The following is a 20,790-nucleotide window of genomic DNA, read 5'->3' on the forward strand; positions in this document are numbered from 1 at the left end:
CGCCCCGCGACGCCCACCACGGCTCCGCCGAAGTCAGCCCGCCCAGCCCCCGGCTACTTCGCCGCCTTCGCCGCCGCCTTCATCTCCTGCTTGTGCGCCCGCACCTTCGTAAGGGACTCGGGCCCGGTGATGTCGGCGACCGAGCGATACGCCTTCGGCTCCCCGTACGCCCCCGCCGCCTCCCGCCACCCACTCGGCCGCACCCCGAGCTGCTTGCCGAGCAGGGCCAGGAAGATCTGGGCCTTCTGCTTGCCGAAGCCGGGCAGGTCGTTGAGGCGCCGCAGCACCTCCTTGCCGGTGTCCACGCCCTCCCACACGGCCGTCGCGTCCCCCTCGTAGTGCTCGACGAGGTACTGGCACAGCTGCTGCACCCGCTTCGCCATGGACCCGGGGTAGCGGTGCACGGCCGGCTTCTCGGAGAGGAGCGCGGCGAAGGCCTCGGGGTCCCGGGCGGCGATCTCGTACGCGTCGAGGTCGTCGACGCCCATGCGCGTGGCGATGGTGCGCGGGCCCGCGAACGCCCACTCCATGGGGACCTGCTGGTCGAGCAGCATCCCGACGAGCGCGGCGAGCGGGCTGCGGCCGAGGAGTTCGTCGGCGGCGGGTTCCTGGGCGAGGTGGAGGGTGACGTTCATACGGCTCATGCGTAGATCATCGCGTCCGCCACGATCGGCGGCCACCGCGTCGCATGGCCGCGCCGTCCGAGGTAACCCTGTCGTCATGGCTTCCACGACACCGGCCCCGTACGATCTCGCCGCCCTCGCCGACGACCACCTGACGGCCGCCCGCAAGGCCGAGCACGGCCGCAGCGCCGAACTCCTGATCAAGGAGGACCCGCTGCTGCGGCAGAGCGTCATCGCGCTCACCGAGGGCAGCAACCTGGAGGAGCACAACGCCCCGCCCGCGGCCACCCTCCAGGTGCTGCGCGGCCGGGTCCGCCTCACCGCGGTCTCCGGGGACGTCGTCCTCACGCAGGGGCAGTTGCACCCGATCCCGCAGGAGAAGCACGGCCTCGTCGCGCTCACGGACGCCGCCGTGCTGTTGACGGCGGTCACCGCCTGACCTGATCGTGTTCCCGTCGCTTCCGCGGGAACTGCGCTAAGGGGTGCGGGCATGCCGTCGTACGAGGAAGTCTTCCGAGCGAGCACCGACGACCCCGAGGGCTTCTGGCTCTCGGCGGCGCACGGCGCCATCGACTGGGACGTGCCGCCGACCCGCGCCCTGGACTCCTCGCGGGCGCCCTTCCACCGCTGGTTCCCGGACGGCGAGCTGAACGTCTGCCACAACGCCCTCGACCGCCACGTCGCGGCGGGCCGCGGCGCGCAGCCCGCCCTGGTGTACGACTCACCGGTGACCGACACCCGACGTACGTACTCGTACGAGGAGTTGACGCACGAGGTCGCCACCTTCGCGGGGGCGCTGAAAGGCCTCGGGGTGGGGCGCGGCGACCGGGTGGTCATCTATATGCCGATGGTTCCGGAGGCCGTCGTCGCGATGCTCGCGTGCGCGCGGATCGGGGCGGTGCACTCGGTCGTCTTCGGCGGTTTCGCGGCGCACGAGCTGGCGGTGCGGATCGACGACGCGGCGCCGAAGGTCGTCGTCTCGGCGTCCTGCGGCATCGAGGGGGCGCGGGTCGTCCCGTACAAGCCGCTCCTCGACGAGGCGGTCGAGCTGTCGAAGCACCGGCCGGACGCCTGCGTGGTCCTCCAACGCCCGCAGGGGCCAGGCGAGTTGACGCCCGGAAGAGACGTCGCCTGGGCGGACGCGATGCGCGACGCCCGCCCCGCCGACTGCGTCTCCGTCCGCGCCACCGATCCCCTCTACATCCTCTATACGTCGGGAACGACCGGCAGGCCCAAGGGAGTTGTGCGCGACTGCGGCGGCTACGCGGTGGCGCTGCGCTGGTCCATGGAGGCCGTGTACGACGTCGGCCCCGGCGAGACCATGTTCACCGCGTCCGACGTGGGCTGGGTCGTCGGCCACTCGTACATCGTGTACGCGCCGCTGCTCGCCGGCGCCACGACCGTCCTCTACGAGGGGAAGCCGGTCGGCACCCCGGACGCGGGCCAGTTCTGGCGGGTGGCGGCTCAGTACGGCGTGAAGACGCTGTTCACGGCGCCGACGGCGTTCCGCGCGATCAAGAAGGTCGACCCGGAGGGCGAGTTCACGCGCGCGTACGACCTCAGCGGCCTGAAGTACCTCTTCCTCGCCGGGGAGCGGCTGGACCCGGAGACGTACCACTGGGCGGGCGAGCTGCTCGGCATCCCGGTGATCGACCACTGGTGGCAGACCGAGACGGGCTGGCCGATCGTCGCGAACCCGGTGGGGATCGAGGCCGCGCCGGTCAAGGCGGGCTCCCCGACGTTCCCGCTGCCGGGCTGGGACGTGCGGGTCGTGGACGGGGACGGCAAGCCGGTGCCGCCCGGCGAGGACGGCGCGATCGTCGTCCGCCTCCCGATGCCGCCGGGCTCGCTGCCCACCCTCTGGAACGACGACGAGCGCTTCGTCTCCTCGTACCTGTCCGCGTACGACGGCTACTACCTGACCGGCGACGGCGGGCATGTGGACGAGGACGGCTATGTGTACGTGATGGGGCGCACGGACGACGTGATCAATGTGGCCGGGCACCGGCTGTCGACGGGCGGGATGGAGGAGGTGCTGGCCGCGCATCCGGATGTGGCGGAGTGCGCGGTCATCGGCGTCGCGGACCCGCTCAAGGGCCAAGTGCCGCGCGGCTTCGTGGTGTTGAAGGCGGGCGTGGAGTCGGAGCCCGCGGTGGTCGAGGCGGAACTCGTCCAGCTCGTACGGGACCGGATCGGGGCGGTCGCGTCCCTGAAGGACGTCGCCGTGGTGGCGGCCCTGCCCAAGACCCGGTCCGGGAAGATCCTGCGCAAGACGATGCGCGGCATCGCCGACGGCCGCGAGGAGCCGGTGCCGTCGACGGTCGACGACGTGTCCGTCCTCGACGCGCTGCGGCCGGTGCTGCGGCGCCGCCCCTCCTGACCTCAGGCGTCGGTGCGGCGGCCGAGCAGCGCGCGCACGGCGCCGCGGTCGACGTTCGTCAGGGCGTGCACAAGCACCGGCGTAAGGAACACGAGGAGGAACCCGATCGCCGACACCCCGGCGATCTGGGCGGGCGACTCCACGTAGTAGGCGTGGTGCACGCCGGCGTCGGTCGTGAAGTCGTAGAGCCGGTATCCGGGCCAGTCCAGATAGCGGTGGAAGACCCAGGAATACGTCGGGAAGAGCGCGACGACCCACCCGGTCACGAGAAAAGTGACCGAGAAACAGAAAGTCGCGACCCGCCAGGGAAACATCAGGAAATGGAAGAGCAGCGCCTTCCAGCCGGCGGCGTCCGCGAGCCGCCTCACCATTCCGGCCGCGGGCTTTTCCGGCCTGACCGGCGCCTCGACGCGCACCCCGAGCAACGCGTCCGCCCGCCTCCGCTCCACGGCCGCGAGCCCCCGCGCACCCGCGAGCATGGCCACGAGAACGGGCAGCCCGACCCAGACCACGAGCGTGCTCACGCCGACGCTGAACATCGCGACGGCGAACACGAACCCGGCGATGGCCAGGGGCAGCGAGGTGACCGTGTACCGGAACTCCCGGTAGGTGGCGCGGGCGAAGGGGGCGCGCCAGAAGCCGGGCCAGGTCGAGCGGGGCCCGGCCATGTGGGTCGGCGCCGGGTGGCGAAGCGTCGCGGAGGTCGTGGCAGTCGTCGAGGTCATGGAACCAGCGTCGCGTTTTCGCGGCGGCGGGGACATGGGGCTGTGGGGTGTCTTGGGGGTGGGGTTAACCCCCGGACCGCCTTACATCCATTGGGCGGTCAAATGCTCTATTGGGACGGCGGAAAGCGCGTTTCCTTGTCCGGTATTGGTTTATGAGGGCCGGCTGATTGCAAACTGCTCGCGTAATTTCCCCCCGCACTTTGGAGCAGCCATGATCCGCAAGGTTCTGACCGGCGCCGCGCTCGCCTCTGCCGCGGCGGCAGCGACGGTAGGAGCGACGGGTGTCGCCTCCGCGGCCGACAGCCCGCAGGCCGAGACGATGACCAACGCGCACGACGCCAACGAGGCAGGCCGCGCCAGCTACGACGAGACCACGTCGGGCACCGGCACCTCGCGGTTCGCCACCGAGAACGGCGACGTCGCGATCGGCGGCGACACCGGCGGCCTCCTCAACACGTACGGCGCCCCGCTCGTCGACGTGGACCTGCGCTGCGCGGTCCCGGGTGCGCAGGGCGTGGGCGGCAACGTGCTGGGCGGCCCGTCCGCGAACTGCACGAACGAGCCGGTCGACCAGTTCGACGCCCCCGAGCGCATCCTCTGACGCACGACCGAGCGCACGACCGAGCGCACGACCGAGCGCGCGGCTGACCGCGCGGCTGATCGCGCGAGCGACCGCACGACGAAGGGCCCCGCCGGTCACCGGCGGGGCCCTCGTCAGCTCTGGACGGAGTCCTGCGGCACCGGCACGCCGGTCGTGGTCGCCTGCTTTGGGGACCCGGGGAAGTGACGCCGGACGGCGAGCGCCACGTAGACGAGCCCGATGAGGGCCGGGACCTCGATGAGCGGCCCGACGACTCCGGCGAGGGCCTGGCCACTGGTGGCGCCGAAGGTGGCGATGGCGACCGCGATGGCCAGCTCGAAGTTGTTGCCCGCGGCCGTGAACGCCAGCGTCGTCGCCTTCGGGTAATCGAGCCCGACCGCCCTGCCCAGCGCCATGGACCCGGCCCACATCACGGCGAAGTACACCAGCAGCGGCAGCGCGATACGGGCGACGTCGAGGGGCCGCGAGGTGATGGCGTCGCCCTGGAGGGCGAACAGCACGACGATCGTGAACAGCAGCCCGTACAGGGCGAACGGGCCGATGCGCGGGATCAGTTTCGTCTCGTACCAGGTACGCCCCTTGGCCCGCTCGCCCAGGCGACGCGTGAGGAACCCGGCAAGCAGCGGAATCCCGAGGAAGATCAGGACGCTACGGGCGATCTCCCACACCGACACGTCAAGCGTCGTCTGCTCAAGGCCCAGCCAGCCCGGCAGTACGGACAGGTAGAACCAGCCGAGCAGGCTGAACGCCAGCACCTGGAACACGGAGTTGAGAGCGACAAGCACGGCGGCGGCCTCGCGGTCGCCGCAGGCCAGGTCGTTCCAGATGACGACCATGGCGATGCAGCGGGCCAGGCCGACGATGATCAGGCCGGTGCGGTACGCGGGCAGGTCCGGCAAGAAGATCCAGGCGAGGGCGAACATCAGGGCCGGGCCGAGCACCCAGTTCAGCACCAGGGACGGGACGAGCAGACGGCGGTCGCGGGTGACGGTGTCGAGGCGGTCGTAGCGGACCTTGGCCAGGACCGGGTACATCATCACGAGCAGGCCGAGCGCGATCGGCAGCGAGACCCCGGTGACGGTGACCTCGGCCAGCGCGTCGCCGAGACCGGGCACGAGCCGGCCGAGGCCGAGCCCGGCAGCCATCGCGGCCAGGATCCACACCGCCAGGTAGCGGTCGACGAAGGAGAGGCGCGCCGCGACCGGTGCGGTGGTGGCGTCGCTCACGAGGACGCCTCCGTGGGGGTGGCCCGTCCGGGACGGGCCCCTCCGGGACGGTCCCCTCCGGGACGGCTCAGGACGCCGGCGAGCTTGTCGGTCGCCTCCGGCAGCAGCCAGTAGTAGACCCACGTACCGCGCCGCTCGCAGTCGATCAGGCCGGCCTGCCGCAGCAGCTTGAGGTGGTGGGAGATCGTCGGCTGGGAGAGGTCGAAGGCGGGCGTGAGGTCGCAGACGCAGATCTCGCCGCCCTCGCGCGAGGCGATCATCGACAGCAGGCGGAGCCGCACCGGATCGCCAAGTGCCTTGAACACCTTGGCCAGTTCGACCGCCTGCTCCTCGCCCAGCGGTGACGTCAGCAGCGTCGGACAGCACCCGTCGGCGCCGTCCTGGCCGAGCACCACCAGTTCTTGTTTCGACATCCCTCTATGTTGACGAACTTCGATCCAGGGCGCAAGGTTGCATCGAAACCCATCGATACCTATCGATACACCACCCACCCGTCAAGACACCCCGTTCCGGGAGGCACTCCATGAGTGACCGGTCCACTGACCTGCGTGAGACCGTCCGCGAGCGCTACGCGGCCGCCGCCGTCCAGGTCACCGAGGGCGGCACCGCCTGTTGCGGCCCGCAGGCCATCGAGATCGACGACAACTTCGGCTCCACGCTGTACGCGGCCGACGAGCGCGAGGCCCTGCCCGCCGAGGCGATCGCCGCCTCGCTCGGCTGCGGCAACCCCACCGCGGTGGCCGATCTGCACGAGGGCGAGCGCGTGCTCGACCTCGGCTCGGGCGGCGGCATCGACGTCCTGCTCTCCGCCCGCCGCGTCGGGGCGACCGGCAAGGCGTACGGCCTGGACATGACCGAGAAGATGCTCGCGCTCGCGCTGGCCAACCAGAAGAAGGCCGGCGCCACGAACGTCGAGTTCCTCAAGGGCGCCATCGAGGCCGTCCCGCTGCCCGCGAACACGATCGACGTCGTGATCTCCAACTGCGTCGTCAACCTGTCGACGGACAAGCCCGCCGTGTTCGCCGAGATGTTCCGCGTCCTGGCCCCGGGCGGCCGCATCGGCATCTCCGACGTCGTCGCCGACGACGTACTCGCCCCGGCGCAGCGGGCGGAGCGCGGTGACTACGTAGGCTGCATCGCGGGCGCGCTCTCCTTCGCCGAGTACCGCGCGGGCCTGGCGGCGGCCGGCTTCACGGACATCGACCTCACCCCGACCCACCCCGTCGCCGACGGCATGCACTCGGCCGTCATCCGCGCCACCAAGCCCACCGGGGCCGCCGCGTAACCACCGACGACACCACCAACGCCGAAGGCCCCGACCGGCGAACCGGTCGGGGCCTTCGTCTGCCCTGCTGGGCTGAGGCGGAGGATACGAGATTCGAACTCGTGAGGGGTTGCCCCCAACACGCTTTCCAAGCGTGCGCCCTAGGCCTCTAGGCGAATCCTCCGCTGGAGACATTACATGACCGGAAGGAGTGCTCGCGAACTCGATCCGGTGGTGCGGATCGGGGTCGGGGGTGCCGGTCCGAGCAGGTGGTTTCGGGCGGTCCGGAGCATGTACTCTGTTGCGCAGCCCCTCACGTGGCGCTATCTGACTGAACTCCCCCAGGGCCGGAAGGCAGCAAGGGTAGGTTGGCTCTGGCGGGTGCGTGGGGGGCGTTTACGTTTCCGGGGGCCGGTCGGTTTCCCGCTCGGTCTCCGAGGTTCCGGGGCGGCATACCCGTGGGCGGGTCCGGTTGTCAGTGGGCGCCTATAACCTCGTATGCGTGTCGTCTCTCGCGCTGTACCGCCGTTATCGCCCGGAGTCGTTCGCCGAGGTCATCGGGCAGGAACATGTGACTGACCCGTTGCAGCAGGCGCTGCGGAACAACCGGGTCAATCACGCCTACCTGTTTTCGGGTCCGCGCGGCTGCGGCAAGACGACCAGCGCGCGCATCCTGGCCCGCTGTCTCAACTGTGAGCAAGGTCCCACCCCGAATCCGTGCGGGGAGTGCCAGTCCTGCCAGGACCTCGCGCGCAACGGTCCGGGTTCGATCGACGTCATCGAGATCGACGCCGCTTCGCACGGTGGTGTGGACGACGCGCGCGACCTGCGCGAGAAGGCCTTCTTCGGGCCCGCGAGCAGCCGCTACAAGATCTACATCATCGACGAGGCCCACATGGTCACCTCGGCGGGCTTCAATGCCCTGCTGAAGGTGGTCGAGGAGCCGCCGGAGCACCTCAAGTTCATCTTCGCGACCACCGAGCCCGAGAAGGTCATCGGGACGATCCGGTCCAGGACGCACCACTACCCGTTCCGGCTCGTGCCGCCGGGGACGCTGCGCGACTACCTGGGCGAGGTGTGCGGCAAGGAGGACATGGCCGTCGACGAGGGCGTGCTGCCGCTCGTCGTGCGCGCGGGCGCCGGGTCGGTGCGTGACTCCATGTCCGTCATGGACCAGCTGCTCGCCGGGGCCGGCGAGGACGGTGTGACGTATGCCATGGCGACCGGCCTGCTCGGATACACGGACGGTTCGCTGCTCGACTCGGTGGTGGAGGCGTTCGCGACCGGCGACGGTGCCGCGGCCTTCGAAGTCGTGGACCGGGTCATCGAGGGGGGCAACGATCCGCGGCGCTTCGTCGCCGACCTGTTGGAGCGGCTCCGGGATCTGGTGATCCTGGCGGCGGTTCCGGATGCCGCCGAGAAGGGGCTCATCGACGCTCCGGGCGATGTCGTGGAGCGGATGCAGGCGCAGGCGTCGACCTTCGGCGCGGCCGAGCTGAGCCGCGCCGCCGACCTCGTCAACGAGGGCCTGACCGAGATGCGCGGCGCCAACGCGCCGCGACTCCAGCTCGAACTGATCTGCGCGCGCGTGCTGTTGCCCGCCGCCTACGACGACGAACGTTCGGTCATGGCCCGCCTCGACCGCATCGAGCGCGGTGGCGTCTTCACGCCGGGTGGGCAGGGGGCCGCGCCTTCCATGGCGTACGTTCCCGGGCCCGATGCCCATGGTCCTGGCCCCGGCGGCCCCGGTCCTGGCCCGGGCGGCCCCGGTCCTGGTCCCGCCGGGCAGGCGCCCGTCGAGCCGGGTGGCGGCCCGGCGGCGGCGCGGGCGGCGGTTCGTGGGGCGGGCCCGGGGGCCGGTCCGGCGGCGCCCCAGGCCCCGGCCCCGGCGCAGGCTCCTGCCGCCCCCATGGCCGAGGCCGCACCGGCTCCCACCCCCGCCCCGGCACCCGCTCCTCCCGCGGAGGCCCAGCCCGCCCAGCCCGCCCCGGCCACCCCGGCCGCCCCCGGCTCCTGGCCCACCGCCGCCCCGGCGGGTGGCGGTGGCGGTGGCGCCCGCAGGCCCGGCGGATGGCCCACGGCCGCGGCCGCCGGATCCGGCCCGGCCCCCGCCCCGGCCGCACCACAGACCCCGAGCCCGAACCCGACGGCCCCGGCCCCCGGCCCCGCCCCCCAGCAGTCGGCCCCCGCCCCGGCACCCGCGGCCCCGGCCCCGGCACCGGCCCCGGTCGGCGGCCCGGACCCCCGCCAGCTCTGGCCGAACATCCTGGAGGCGGTCAAGAACAAGCGCCGCTTCACGTGGATCCTGCTCAGCCAGAACGCGCAGGTCACGGGCTTCGACGGCGCCACCCTCCAGCTCGGCTTCGTGAACGCGGGAGCGCGTGACAACTTCGCGAGCAGCGGCAGCGAGGACGTACTGAAGGCGGCCCTGGCCGAGCAGTTCAACGTGCACTGGAAGATCGACGCGGTCGTCGACACCTCGGGCGGAGGCGGCGCACCCCCGCCGCCCGCCCCCGGCGGTTACGGCGGCGGCGGTGGCTACGGCGCAGGCGGTGGCGGCGGTTACGGCGGTGGCGGCGGTTACGCCCCCGCACCCGCCCCGGCACCGGCGCCCGCTCCGGCCCCCGCGCCCCCGGCCCAGTCCCAGCCGTCCGCCCCCCGGTCCGCCCCGCCCAGCGCGGAGCCCGCCCCGGCGCCGGCCCCGGCGCCCGCGGAGCCGCCCCGCCGCTCGGTCTCGGTGGAGGACGACATCCCGGAGGACGACGACCCGGACCTGGACGAGAACGCGCTGTCGGGCCACGACCTGATCGTTCGCGAGCTGGGCGCGACGGTGGTCGAGGAGTTCACGAACGAGTAGCGGTTCGCCGTCCGCGCCGGAAGGAGGCGGGGCGGGCTGGAGGAACCCACAACCCCGCCCCCGTCCCGCCTTGGGCGGCCCGTACAAGACCACCCCACCCGTACGGATAGGCTGACCGGCGTGAAGGTCCTCGTCATCGGCAGCGGCGCCCGCGAACACGCCCTGTGCCGCTCAATGTCCCTCGACCCCGACGTCACCGCCCTGCACTGCGCTCCCGGCAACGCAGGCATCGCCGACGTCGCCGAGCTGCACGCGGTCGACGCCCTCGACGGCGCGGCGGTCACCGCCCTCGCCCAGGAGCTGGGCGCCGAGCTCGTCGTCGTCGGCCCCGAGGCGCCCCTGGTCGCCGGGGTCGCCGACGCGGTCCGCGCCGCCGGCATCCCGGTCTTCGGCCCGTCCGGCGAGGCCGCCCAGCTGGAGGGCTCCAAGGCGTTCGCCAAGGACGTCATGGCCGGCGCCGGAGTCCCCACCGCCCGCTCGTACGTCTGCACCAACGCGGCCGAGATCGACGAGGCGCTGGACGCGTTCGGCGCCCCGTACGTCGTGAAGGACGACGGTCTCGCGGCCGGCAAGGGCGTCGTCGTGACCGACGACATCGAGCAGGCGCGCGCCCACGCAGGCGCCTGCGAGCGCGTCGTCATCGAGGAGTTCCTCGACGGCCCCGAGGTCTCCCTCTTCGCGATCACCGACGGCACCACCGTCGTCCCGCTGCGGCCCGCCCAGGACTTCAAGCGCGCGCTCGACGACGACCAGGGCCCCAACACCGGTGGCATGGGCGCCTATTCGCCGCTCCCGTGGGCCGACCCGAAGCTGGTCCAGGAAGTCCTCGACACGGTCCTCCAGCCGACGGTCGACGAGATGCGGCGCCGCGGCACCCCGTTCTCCGGGCTGCTCTACGCCGGTCTGGCGATCACAAGCCGCGGCGTCCGCGTCATCGAGTTCAACGCCCGCTTCGGCGACCCCGAGACCCAGGTCGTCCTCGCCCGCCTCAAGACCCCGCTCACCGGCGTCCTGCTCGCCGCCGCGAACGGCACGCTCGCCGACCTCGAACCGCTGCGCTGGAGCGAGGAGGCGGCCGTCACCGTCGTCGTCGCCTCGCACAACTACCCCGGCACCCCGCGCACCGGCGACCCGATCACCGGCCTCGACGAGGTGGCCGCACAGGACGCCCCGCACGCGTACGTGCTGCACGCCGGCACCAAGCGGGACGCCGAGAGCGGCGCCGTGCTCAGCGCGGGCGGCCGCGTGCTGTCCGTCACGGCGACAGGCACCGACCTGGCGCAGGCCCGCGAGCGCGCGTACGCCGCCGTGGACCGCATCGGCCTGGACGGCTCGCAGCACCGCACGGACATCGCCGCGAAGGCCGCGTCCGAGAGCTGACGGAGGCCGCCTCCGAGAACTGACGGAGGCCGTACGCCGGGCAGGTGGCACCCTCGCCTGCCCGGCGCCCGATGTCACCCACCTCTACCCAAAGCCATTCCATCGAGTGACCGATGGCCCATCCGGCTGACGAGGCCGGAACCCCCAACTAGGGTGCGGCGCACGGAGTTACGGCACCTGCGTAAGCCGTGCGGAACCAGACGGACCACCGGCATTGCGATGTCAGTGGCGGGTGCCATTGTGGGGGAGTGAGCAACGCCACCAGAGCTCTGCCGCGGGCCTCGGCCCCTGGTTGGGCAAGAGGCATGGGCAGCAGGGGGTGACATCGGTCGTGTCCGGTATGGGTGTGGAGATGGGTGCGCAGACCGCGCGCTCCCGAGCCCTCGCCGTGCTGCGCATCCGCAGCAGGGCGACGGCCCTCGCGCTGCTCCCCGCGGCCGCCTCCGTGGTGCTGCTCGCGGGCGGCACCACCGGCCATCTGACGGGCGGGAGTTGGGACATCGCGCGCGGCGTCGTGAGCGCGATCGCCGTCGTCGTGCTGCTCGCGGCCGCCGCCGTCGCCCTCGTCGTGGCGCGCGCCCGCCCGGCCGTCAGCCCGACGGTCCCGATCGCCGAGGAGACCGCCCCCGACCTGTACCGCCTGGTGCGCGACCTGGCGGACCGGCTCGACGTTCCGGCGCCCTCGGCGATAGCGCTCACCCCGGACTGCGACAGCTGGCTCGAGGACCGTACGCATCCGGCGCACGGCCCGCCGCCCGCGCGCCGCGAGAAGGGCCAAGGGCGACCCGGCGGGCCGGAGGGGACCGCCGACCCCAAGGCCTCCGACGCATCCGACGCCCCCGTCCTCGTCATCGGCTCCCCGTTCCTGTGGTGGATGCGGGTCGCCGAGCTGCGCGCCGTCCTCGCCCCGGTCGTCGCCGGTACGGGGCCTTCGGCGCACCCCGACATAGCGGCGGCCCGGCGCTTCGTCCGCGGCCTCGACGCGGCGGTGGCGGTGTCCTCCGGCGGTGGCCGGGGGCCGGTGGCGCGCGCCGTGCTCGGCGGGGTCGGCCGGGTGGCGCGGCTGCTGCTGACCGGGTGCCGGGTGCACGCCGCCGAGATGGAGCGCGGGGTCGCCGCGGCGGCGGCCGAGCGGGCCCAGGCGGTGGACTACGGACTGCGGATCGTCGCCCAGGAGCAGGTCGGGCTCGCGTACGCGGGCTGGGACCGGCTGCTCACCAGGGTCGCGCTGCCGGCCTGGCGGATGGGGCGCTGGCCGGCCCGGCTCGACGCGGGCGTGGTCGCGGCGCTGACCGAGCTGTCCCGGCGCGATCGCCTCGCGGCGCAGGACGGGAGCTTTGCCTCGCGGCTCGGCGAGCGGCCGGCGTGCGATCTGCTGGAGGAGCCGGGGACGGTGGACGAGGCGGCGTCGTTGCTCGCCGCGCGACTGTTCCACGGGGGGCCCGCGGAGCGGGGTCCTGACTGGGCGCCGGTGGACTGGCAGGAGTATCCGGACGAGGTGGTGGACCGGAAGTGGCGGATGGACGCGGCGCGGTTGCACCGGGTGCTTGACGCGTTGGGTGTCCCCGGGCACACGCGGGGGGCGGAGGGGCCGACGTTGGCGCGGGTGCTGGAGCACTTGGCCGTGCCGGCGGGCTCCGGGTCCGTATCGGAGCGGTCGTCCGTGCCCACGTCTCGGGGCTCCGCCCCGGACCCCGCGCCTCAATCGCCGGCGAGGCTTGATCTTGCTCACCCGGCGGAGGGGCACCTCGATGAGCTTTCCGCTGGGCTCGCCGCCGAAGTCGCCCGGGAGGAGAGTGCGCGGCCGGTGGCGGATGTTCCGGTGGCGGGGCAGGGGCCGGACGGGGCGTTGTGGGACGAGGGCGCGTTGCCGCTGTTCCCGTTGCAACCGCCGCGCAGTGGGCGGGAGTTGCTGGCCGATCACGTCACCGCGATGGTGTGCTGCGCCGCCGTGGACACGGCGGGCGCCGCGCCGGGGCTCGACTGGCTGGACGGACCCTCGTTGCTGGTCGGCGGCGAGCGGGCCGCCGACCTGGCGCCCCGCGTGCTGAGCCTCGTGGAGGACGGCGACGGGGACCCGCTCAAGGACTGGCTGAGCCGCCGCGGTGTCCGCCCGGAGAAGCCCGTCCGCCTCGTGTAGGGCACACCCGCACCACCCGGAGGGAACCGTTCCACTCTCGTCAATTCGCGACGAACGGTGACGGAGTGCGTGCGTAATGTGATGTGCTTGGACCGGTCGCGGACAAGAGGCCGCGCGTGTGGACTCGGGGGAGCGAGGGAGGGGAGCAGTCATGGGGCCGGACAGGGCGGGGCACCCGAAGGATCCGGCGCGCAAGGACCTGCCCCCGCCCCGTCCCCGTACGCCCCGCTGGGAATCGGGGGCGTTGGCGCACGCGGTCACGGACCCGTTCGGACAAGGTCCGCTCCCGTGGCTGCGCGGAAGTGAGCACTACTTCGACGACACCGGTCACGTCGTTCCCTGGTACGTCGACCATGTCGACCACGCACAGCGGCGGCCCGGCGCCCCCGAGGTCCCGGCGCCCCGCACCGGCGGCCCCCGCACCGCCGACGACGTGCACCGCCAGATCAAGGGCTTCACCTCGACCGGCGCGGCGGCGCCCGGCGAGGCGATCGACTTCCACATCACGGTGGACCCGCCGCAGGAGTTCACCGTGGACGTCTACCGCATCGGCCACTACGGCGGCGACGGCGCCAGCAAGATCACCACGAGCCCCCGCCTCTCCGGCATCGTCCAGCCGCCCCCACTGACCGCGGACCGCACGGTCTCCTGCCACCACTGGTGGCTGTCGTGGCGGCTGCAGATCCCCTCGTACTGGAATGTCGGCGCGTACGTCGCCGTGCTCACCACCCTCGACGGCTACCGCTCGCACATCCCGTTCACGGTCCGCGACGCCGAGCCCGCCGACCTGCTGCTCCTACTCCCGGACATCACCTGGCAGGCGTACAACCTGTATCCGGAGGACGGCCGGACGGGCGCGAGCCTGTACCACGCGTGGGACGAGGACGGGCGGCTGCTCGGCGAGAGCGAGGCCGCGATCACGGTCTCCTTCGACCGCCCGTACGCGGGCGCGGGCCTGCCCCTGCATGTCGGCCACGCCTACGACTTCATCCGCTGGGCGGAGCGGTACGGCTACGACCTCGCGTACGCCGACGCCCGCGATCTGCACGCCGGCCGCATCGACCCGACCCGCTACCGGGGCCTCGTCTTCCCCGGGCACGACGAGTACTGGTCGGCGAACATGCGCCGCACGACGGAGCTCGCGCGCGAGAACGGGACGTCACTCGTCTTCCTCTCCGCCAACACCATGTACTGGCAAGTGGAGTTGGGCCCGGCCCCCTCCGGCGTACCGGACCGGCTGCTGACCTGCCGCAAGCGCAGAGGCCCCGGAAGGCCCACGCTGTGGCGGGAGATCGACAAGCCGGAGCAGCAGCTCATGGGCATCCAGTACGCGGGCCGCGTCCCCGAGCCGCACCCCCTGATCGTGCGGAACGCGAAGCACTGGCTGTGGGAGGCGACCGGGGCGCACGAGGGGGACGAGATAGAAGGGCTGGTCGCCGGAGAGGCCGACCGCTACTTCCCACGCACCTCGCTGCCCGAGCACCAGGACCGCATCCTGCTCGCGCACTCCCCGTACCGCGACAGCGACAAGACCCGCCGCCACCAGGAGACCTCCCTGTACCGCTCCCCGTCCGGAGCGCTGGTCTTCGCTTCCGGGACGTTCGCCTGGTCCCCGGCCCTGGACCGCCCCGGCCACGTAGACCCCCGCATCCAGCGCGCGACGGCGAACCTCCTCGACCGCATCTGCAAACGAGACTGACAACGAGACCGAGCACACAGCCGCGTACGACACCCGTGGCGAAAACCCGCCCCCATGTACGGGAGAATCGAAGGTACTCGTACAGAACCACGGGGAGGAACCGTGTCCGGATTCGTCGAAAAGCCCGAGCCGGTGCAGGTGCCGGGCCTGGTGCACCTGCACACAGGCAAGGTGCGCGACCTGTACCGCAGTGAGTCGGGGGACCTGATCATGGTCGCCACCGACCGCATCTCGGCCTACGACTGGGTGCTGCCCACGCCGATCCCGGACAAGGGCAAGGTCCTCACACAGCTCTCCCTGTGGTGGTTCGACCAGCTCCAGGACCTGATCCCGAACCACGTGATCTCCCAGGACCTCCCCGAGGGCGTCCCCGCCGACTGGGCGGGCCGCACCCTCGTCTGCAAGAACCTCGACATGGTCCCGGTCGAGGCCGTGGCCCGCGGCTACCTCACCGGCTCCGGACTCGTCGAGTACAACGAGACCCGTACGGTCTGCGGCCTCGCCCTCCCCGAGGGCCTGGAGGACGGCTCCGAGCTCCCGGCGCCCATCTTCACCCCGGCCACCAAGGCCGAGGTCGGCGAGCATGACGAGAACGTCAGCTACGAGGAGATGGCCCGCCAGGTCGGCGCCGACACGGCCGCCCAGCTGCGCCAGGCCACCCTCGCCGTCTACAGCCGGGCCCGGGACATCGCGCGCGAGCGCGGCATCATCCTGGCCGACACGAAGTTCGAGTTCGGCTTCGACAAGGCGGGCGACGGTGAGCCCACGCTGGTCCTCGCTGACGAGGTCCTGACCCCGGACTCCTCGCGCTTCTGGCCGGCCGAACAGTGGCAGCCGGGCCGCGCCCAGCCGTCGTACGACAAGCAGTACGTGCGGGACTGGCTGACCTCGCCTGCCTCCGGCTGGGACCGTAAGAGCGAGCAGCCGCCGCCGGCGCTCCCGGAGGAGGTCGTGGCCGCGACCCGCGCCAAGTACATCGAGGCGTACGAACTGCTGACCGGCACCCCCTGGTCGTAGCCGCAAGAGAAGCCGCAAGAGAAAAGGCCCCCGGTCCGAGGACCGGGGGCCTTTCCTTCTGGAGCGAACGACGAGGTTCGAACTCGCGACCTCAACCTTGGCAAGGTTGCGCTCTACCAACTGAGCTACGTTCGCGGGGCGCCGCTTGCGCGGTGCTCGCTGCGCCGTGGCGCGACGCCAACTATACCCAACCTCGTTCGCGCGCGAGACGCACCGCCGTGTGCCGGTTCTCGGCGCCGAGCTTCGATACGGCCGACGACAGATAGTTCCGGACCGTGCCCTGGGACAGCGCGGCCCGCTCGGCGATCTCCGCGACGGGCGCGCCGTCGGCCGCGAGTTCGAGCACCTCGGCCTCGCGCGCGGTCAGCGGCGAGTCCCCGGAGGAGATCGCGTCGGCGGCCAACTCCGGGTCCACATAACGGTTTCCGGCGTGCACGGTGCGGATGATCTCGGCGAGCCGCTGCGCGCTCACTGTCTTCGGTACGAAGCCGCGCACGCCCGCGGCGAGGGCCCGTTTCAGGTGCCCGGGGCGACCGTGACTGGTCACGATCATGGTGCGGCAGCCGGGCAGTTCGTCCCGGATCGATGTGGCCACACTCACACCGTCGGCGCCCGGCATCTGCAGGTCGAGCACGGCGACGTCCGGCTTGTGCGCCCGCGCCATGGCCAGCGCCTCGGGCCCGCTCGCCGCCTCGGCGACGACCACGAGATCGTCCTCCAGCGCGAGCAGCGCGGCGAGCGCGCCACGGATGAGGTGCTCGTCGTCGGCGAGCAGTACGCGCACGGTCACCGGACGACCTCCGCCGACTCCCGTACGTCCGCCGGCGCCACCGGCACCTTCGCCACCACCCGGAACACTCCCGCCCGCACCTCTCCAGCCTCCAACGTCCCCGCCACGGCGGCCAGTCGTTCCCGCAGCCCGGTCAGGCCAGAGCCCTGCCCGCCGCCGGTCCCGGCGCCCGCCCCGTCGTTCTCCACCGTCAGTACGACCTCCTCCGCCCCGGTCACCAGCTCCACCCGGCAGGCCTTCGCGTCGCCGTGCCGCAGCACGTTCGTCGAGGCCTCCCGCACCACCCAGCCGAGCGCCGACTGCGCCTCGTCCGGAAGCCCGGCCGCGGACCCGGTGACCGTGCACTCGATCCCGGCGGCGCCCAACACGCCCTTTGCCCCGGCGAGTTCGGCGCCGAGGTCGGCCTCCCGGTATCCGCGTACGACCTCCCGGACCTCCCGCTGCGACTCCTGCGCGATCCGCTGTACCTCCGTCATCTGCGCCACCGCGTCCTCGGTCCGCCCGCGCCGCGCCAGCTGCACCGCGAGCTCGCTCTTGAGCGCGACGACGGACAGGTTGCGCCCCATCACATCGTGCAGGTCGCGCCCGAACCGCAGCCGCTCCTCGGCGACGGCGAGCCGGGCCTCGACCTCCCGGGAGTGCTCGGAGTCCCACATGACGGAGAGCGACCAGGCGGAGCAACGGAAGGTCAGCAGCGCGAGCACGGTGGACAGCGTCAGGAGCAGCGCCACCACCACGAGCCCACCGGGCGAGGTCCCGACGGCCGCGGCGACGGCGACGGCGACCACGATCGCGACGGCGGCCTGCCGCACGAACGCCCGCAGCGGCACCGTCAGCGCGTACGCGCAGCCGAACGGCATCGGCGCGAACACCAGCGGCATCGCGATCAGCCCGTCCCGCACGCTGTCGGTGACGGTCAGCAGGGCGAGCACCCCGAGTGCGACGAGGGCCAGCGCGCCGCTCGCGACCGTCAGGCTCCGGGGCACCCGGCCGCGGCCCAGGTACTGGTCGAGGGCGCTCAGCGCGTGCCGGTTGCCGACCAGGCACTGCACCAGGTTCACGGCGAGCAGCGAGCCCCCGAGGACGTACGGGACGGTGCTGTGCAGCAGGCTCCCGGCCAGGCCGGAGACCGACCAGGCCAGGAAGAACATCCAGTTGACGGCGCGCAGCGTGACCCGGGTCTGCCACTCGACCCGCTCGACCTTGCTCCGGTCGCGCCAGCGAACCCGCACGTCGTCCCCTCTCAGCGCCGCGGCTCCCAGCGGAACCACCGTCGTACAGCAAACACCGCGAGCACCAGCCAGGCCACCGCGGTGACCAGAGCCTGCGCCGTGTCGCCGCCGGACAGGTTGCCGCTCCAGCCGCCCCTGATCAGGGTGAGCACGGGCGTCAGCGGCAGCGCCTCGCACACGGAGGCCAGCGTGTCCGGCAGCACTTCCAGCGGCACGATGGTGCCCGACCCGAGCATCGTGACGAGCAGCAGCGGCATCGCGGCGACCTGCGCGCTCTCCACGCTACGGCTGAACACGGTGGTCAGCGCGGCGAGCGCGACACACAGCGGAATCGCCAACACAAGCCCTGCCAGGGCGAGTTGGGGCGCCTCGGGGGCGCCCGCGTCGAGCAGGAACGCGCAGGCCGTCGCCAGGACGACGATCTGTACGAGGCCGAGCAGCACGGACGGCATCGCGGCGCCCGCCAGGATCTCGGTGTCGCGCAGCTCCCCGGTGCGCAGCCGCTTGAGGACGAGTTCCTCGCGCCGCGCCGCGTACACGCTGACCAGGGCGCTGTAGATCGCGAACAGCAGCGAGAAGGAGATCGCGGAGGACAGCACGACGGTGCCCGAGCTGAGGCCGGTCCCCGCCAGGCGGTCCTCGGTCGCCGAGGCCTTGACGCTGAACGGCAGCACCAGCGGCACGAACATCGCCGTGAACAGGACGCCCTTGCTCCGCCCGATGAGCGTCAGCTCGGCCCGCGCGAGCGCCCGCAGCCGCCCCAGGGACGTGGTCGTGCCCCCGGTCGCCGGGGCCGGTGCGGCCATGGTCGTCGTACTCATACCGCCATCTCCTTCGCCCGCTCCGGCTCCCTGGCGGAACCCTTCGCCTCCTGCGCGATCCGCAGGAACGCCTCCTCCAGCGACGCGCCCCGCACATCGAGCCGCCGCAGTTCGACGCCCGCGTCCCGCGCCCACACGAGCAGCCCCGTGGCGGCCCGCTGCAGATCTCCGGTACGCAGCCGGACAAGCCGGCCCTCGACCTCGTGCCCGTCGACGCCGAGCGCGCCCAGCGGCGGCAGGTCCCCGACGAAGTAGCCGTCGGGCAGCTCGAAGGAGACCTGCGCGGGCTGCGCGGCGACGACCTCGTCGACGGTGCCCTCGGCCGCGATCCGCCCCTCGTGCAGGATCGCGAGCCGGTCGGCGAGCGACTCGGCCTCTTCCAGGTAGTGCGTGGTCAGCAGCACGGTGGTGCCCTCGGCGCGCAGCCGGCGCACCAACTCCCAGGTGTCGCGGCGCCCTTCGGCGTCGAGCCCGGTGGTCGGTTCGTCGAGGAAGAGCACCTCGGGCCGTCCGAGCAGCGCGAGCGCGAGGTCGAGCCGCCGCTTCTCGCCGCCGGACAGCTGCTTGACCCGCACCTTCCCGCGCCGCTGGAGCCCGACGGCCTCAAGGGCCTCCCCGACGGGCCGGGCCCCGCTGGTGCACCCGGCCCACATTCGTACGGTCTCGGTGACGGTCAGCTCGTTCGGGAAGCCGCCGTCCTGCAGCATCACCCCGATCCGCGGCCGCACCCGGTCCCGCTCGGTGTACGGGTCGTGCCCGAGCACCCGCACTCGACCACCGGCCGGGGCCGCGAGTCCTTCGATGACTTCGACGGTGGAGGTCTTTCCGGCGCCGTTCGTGCCGAGGAGGGCGAAGAGCTCGCCGCGGCCCACGGAGAAGCCGACTCCGCGCACCGCCTCGTAGGACCCTTTTGTGCCGTCCCCGTACACGCGGCGCAGATCAGTGACGTCGATCACGCGCTCGTTGCTGGTCATACGTCCAGCCTTCCGCCCGGGAAGGGAGGCGGGCAGTGCGCGCTGTCATCGGCCCGCATGACAAATGTCAGAAGGCCCGCAGCAACGACGAAGGCCCCGGTCCAGGAGGACCGGGGCCTTCGTTCTCTGAGCGAACGACGAGGTTCGAACTCGCGACCTCAACCTTGGCAAGGTTGCGCTCTACCAACTGAGCTACGTTCGCACTGCTTGCATCAGCCTACCGCACTCACCGAAGCGATCGGTACGCGATGCAGAGCGGGTGACAGGAATTGCACACTGCGCCTTCCCCCTGGAAGGGGGATGTTCTGCTACTGAACTACACCCGCATGTACTCCGTGAGGTCCGGCCCGTCGGCCTCGCCCCTCGGCGTGCTCCAGACTTTAGCCGACCGCTGGGGGTGCAACGCAAGTCGGTTGCCGAGGGGGCTTCCTGACGCGGGGGCCGGCACGGCTCAGTCGGCCGCGGGCGCGCTCAGTTGGCTTCCGCGAAAGCTTCGTAGACCCGCTTCGGGATGCGGCCGCGCGGCGGTACGTCGAAGTGGTTCGAGCGGGCCCAGGCGCGGACGGCGGCCGGGTCGGGGCTCAGGTCGGTGCGCTTGTACGCCTTGCCGGTCTTGATCGACCGCTTGCGGCCCGCCTCCAGGTACGGGGCCAGGGCCTCGCGGAGCTGATGGGCGTTGGCCTTATTGAGGTCGATCTCGTACGACGAGCCGTCGAGACCGAATGCGACCGTTTCCGTCGCTTCCCCGCCGTCGATGTCGTCAAAGAGGGTGACCACGACACGCTGCGCCACGAATATCGGTCCCTTCGTCCGGCACCCCGCTTTGACGTGCGGTGATGCAGACTGTCCAGCTGTTGTCAGGCAATGCTCGGGCAATGCGGCAACCCGAGTTCAGGCCGAGTGCCTGTATCTGCCAATTCCTTTTTACCCTGTCCGGCAATGCAGTGGGAAGACCAGTTAAAAGCCTCGGTGTGTCTCGCGGGGCGGATATCCGGAGTCTTTCCCTTAATTTTCCGTGGGGATCTCATGTCGTTGCCATAACGTGATCCGCATCTCGTAGC

The 20,790-nt window shown here is 72.1% G+C and carries 18 protein-coding genes, 4 tRNA genes and 1 other RNA gene; 10 read left to right on the forward strand and 13 right to left on the reverse strand.

All coding sequences use genetic code 11. The features are described from left to right. Nucleotides 1–53: 53 nt before the first annotated feature. Entirely contained in the window at nucleotides 54–635 is a 582-nt protein-coding gene (locus RBJ65_RS14165) for an HhH-GPD-type base excision DNA repair protein (protein ID WP_306324109.1), read from the reverse strand. An 85-nt stretch (nucleotides 636–720) separates the two neighbouring features. Between RBJ65_RS14165 and RBJ65_RS14170 the strand changes: the two genes are divergently transcribed. After that, on the forward strand, nucleotides 721–1,062 hold the full coding sequence (locus RBJ65_RS14170) for a cupin (RefSeq protein WP_306324098.1): 342 nt from the start codon (nucleotides 721–723) through the stop codon (nucleotides 1,060–1,062). A gap of 51 nt (nucleotides 1,063–1,113) precedes the next feature. Next, entirely contained in the window at nucleotides 1,114–3,003 is a 1,890-nt protein-coding gene (locus RBJ65_RS14175; protein WP_306324099.1) for a propionyl-CoA synthetase, read from the forward strand. 2 nt (nucleotides 3,004–3,005) lie between these two features. Here RBJ65_RS14175 and RBJ65_RS14180 read toward each other — a convergent pair whose 3' ends face one another. Next, entirely contained in the window at nucleotides 3,006–3,728 is a 723-nt protein-coding gene (locus RBJ65_RS14180) for a sensor domain-containing protein (protein WP_306324100.1), read from the reverse strand. A 211-nt stretch (nucleotides 3,729–3,939) separates the two neighbouring features. Here RBJ65_RS14180 and RBJ65_RS14185 point away from each other — a divergent pair, with 211 nt between their 5' ends. Continuing rightward, entirely contained in the window at nucleotides 3,940–4,329 is a 390-nt protein-coding gene (locus tag RBJ65_RS14185) for a hypothetical protein (protein WP_306324101.1), read from the forward strand. A gap of 113 nt (nucleotides 4,330–4,442) precedes the next feature. Here RBJ65_RS14185 and arsB read toward each other — a convergent pair whose 3' ends face one another. Both arsB and RBJ65_RS14195 read right to left on the reverse strand, forming a co-directional pair. Next, nucleotides 4,443–5,555 (reverse strand): ACR3 family arsenite efflux transporter, encoded by a 1,113-nt coding sequence (gene arsB, locus RBJ65_RS14190; RefSeq protein WP_306324102.1) that lies wholly within the window; start codon nucleotides 5,553–5,555, stop codon nucleotides 4,443–4,445. Then, nucleotides 5,552–5,968 (reverse strand): helix-turn-helix transcriptional regulator, encoded by a 417-nt coding sequence (locus RBJ65_RS14195; RefSeq protein ID WP_306324103.1) that lies wholly within the window; start codon nucleotides 5,966–5,968, stop codon nucleotides 5,552–5,554. The genes arsB and RBJ65_RS14195 overlap by 4 nt, the downstream gene beginning before the upstream one ends. A 110-nt stretch (nucleotides 5,969–6,078) precedes the next feature. Between RBJ65_RS14195 and arsM the strand changes: the two genes are divergently transcribed. Beyond that, on the forward strand, nucleotides 6,079–6,840 hold the full coding sequence (arsM, locus tag RBJ65_RS14200; protein ID WP_306324104.1) for an arsenite methyltransferase: 762 nt from the start codon (nucleotides 6,079–6,081) through the stop codon (nucleotides 6,838–6,840). A gap of 78 nt (nucleotides 6,841–6,918) precedes the next feature. Here the strand turns inward: arsM and RBJ65_RS14205 are convergent. After that, nucleotides 6,919–7,003, reverse strand: a tRNA-Ser gene (locus RBJ65_RS14205). 120 nt (nucleotides 7,004–7,123) lie between these two features. Between RBJ65_RS14205 and ffs the strand changes: the two genes are divergently transcribed. The 6 genes from ffs to RBJ65_RS14235 all read left to right on the forward strand — a co-directional run bounded on the left by ffs (nucleotide 7,124) and on the right by RBJ65_RS14235 (nucleotide 15,912). Next, nucleotides 7,124–7,222: signal recognition particle sRNA small type (gene ffs / locus RBJ65_RS14210), an RNA gene on the forward strand. Between the two features lie 99 nt (nucleotides 7,223–7,321). Next, the gene (locus RBJ65_RS14215) at nucleotides 7,322–9,676 is read left to right on the forward strand and encodes a DNA polymerase III subunit gamma and tau (RefSeq protein ID WP_306332135.1); all 2,355 of its coding nucleotides are present in this window, start codon (nucleotides 7,322–7,324) and stop codon (nucleotides 9,674–9,676) included. A 120-nt stretch (nucleotides 9,677–9,796) separates the two neighbouring features. Beyond that, the gene (gene purD / locus RBJ65_RS14220; RefSeq protein WP_306324157.1) at nucleotides 9,797–11,056 is read left to right on the forward strand and encodes a phosphoribosylamine--glycine ligase; all 1,260 of its coding nucleotides are present in this window, start codon (nucleotides 9,797–9,799) and stop codon (nucleotides 11,054–11,056) included. A gap of 340 nt (nucleotides 11,057–11,396) precedes the next feature. Continuing rightward, on the forward strand, nucleotides 11,397–13,196 hold the full coding sequence (locus RBJ65_RS14225) for a hypothetical protein (protein ID WP_306324183.1): 1,800 nt from the start codon (nucleotides 11,397–11,399) through the stop codon (nucleotides 13,194–13,196). 151 nt (nucleotides 13,197–13,347) lie between these two features. Continuing rightward, nucleotides 13,348–14,895, forward strand: a complete 1,548-nt coding sequence (locus RBJ65_RS14230) for a N,N-dimethylformamidase beta subunit family domain-containing protein (RefSeq protein ID WP_306324158.1) — start codon at nucleotides 13,348–13,350, stop codon at nucleotides 14,893–14,895. Between the two features lie 102 nt (nucleotides 14,896–14,997). Then, nucleotides 14,998–15,912, forward strand: a complete 915-nt coding sequence (locus tag RBJ65_RS14235) for a phosphoribosylaminoimidazolesuccinocarboxamide synthase (protein ID WP_306324159.1) — start codon at nucleotides 14,998–15,000, stop codon at nucleotides 15,910–15,912. Between the two features lie 59 nt (nucleotides 15,913–15,971). Here the strand turns inward: RBJ65_RS14235 and RBJ65_RS14240 are convergent. The 8 genes from RBJ65_RS14240 to RBJ65_RS14275 all read right to left on the reverse strand — a co-directional run bounded on the left by RBJ65_RS14240 (nucleotide 15,972) and on the right by RBJ65_RS14275 (nucleotide 20,521). Beyond that, a tRNA-Gly gene (locus RBJ65_RS14240) sits at nucleotides 15,972–16,047 on the reverse strand. A gap of 46 nt (nucleotides 16,048–16,093) precedes the next feature. Beyond that, nucleotides 16,094–16,702 carry a response regulator transcription factor gene (locus tag RBJ65_RS14245; protein WP_306324160.1) on the reverse strand — a complete coding sequence of 203 codons (609 nt, stop codon included), beginning with the start codon at nucleotides 16,700–16,702 and terminating at the stop codon, nucleotides 16,094–16,096. Further along, entirely contained in the window at nucleotides 16,699–17,934 is a 1,236-nt protein-coding gene (locus tag RBJ65_RS14250; protein ID WP_306324161.1) for a sensor histidine kinase, read from the reverse strand. Before RBJ65_RS14250 ends, RBJ65_RS14245 begins: the two co-directional genes overlap by 4 nt. Nucleotides 17,935–17,945: 11 nt before the next feature. After that, nucleotides 17,946–18,755 carry an ABC transporter permease gene (locus RBJ65_RS14255; protein WP_306324162.1) on the reverse strand — a complete coding sequence of 270 codons (810 nt, stop codon included), beginning with the start codon at nucleotides 18,753–18,755 and terminating at the stop codon, nucleotides 17,946–17,948. Further along, nucleotides 18,752–19,729, reverse strand: a complete 978-nt coding sequence (locus tag RBJ65_RS14260) for an ABC transporter ATP-binding protein (protein WP_306324163.1) — start codon at nucleotides 19,727–19,729, stop codon at nucleotides 18,752–18,754. Before RBJ65_RS14260 ends, RBJ65_RS14255 begins: the two co-directional genes overlap by 4 nt. A 129-nt stretch (nucleotides 19,730–19,858) precedes the next feature. After that, a tRNA-Gly gene (locus RBJ65_RS14265) sits at nucleotides 19,859–19,931 on the reverse strand. Between the two features lie 52 nt (nucleotides 19,932–19,983). Beyond that, nucleotides 19,984–20,055, reverse strand: a tRNA-Gly gene (locus RBJ65_RS14270). 145 nt (nucleotides 20,056–20,200) lie between these two features. Next, nucleotides 20,201–20,521, reverse strand: a complete 321-nt coding sequence (locus RBJ65_RS14275) for an Lsr2 family protein (protein ID WP_306324164.1) — start codon at nucleotides 20,519–20,521, stop codon at nucleotides 20,201–20,203. Nucleotides 20,522–20,790 lie beyond the last annotated feature (269 nt).

The organism is Streptomyces sp. KL109B (genome assembly GCF_030766935.1).
Taxonomy (GTDB): domain Bacteria; phylum Actinomycetota; class Actinomycetes; order Streptomycetales; family Streptomycetaceae; genus Streptomyces.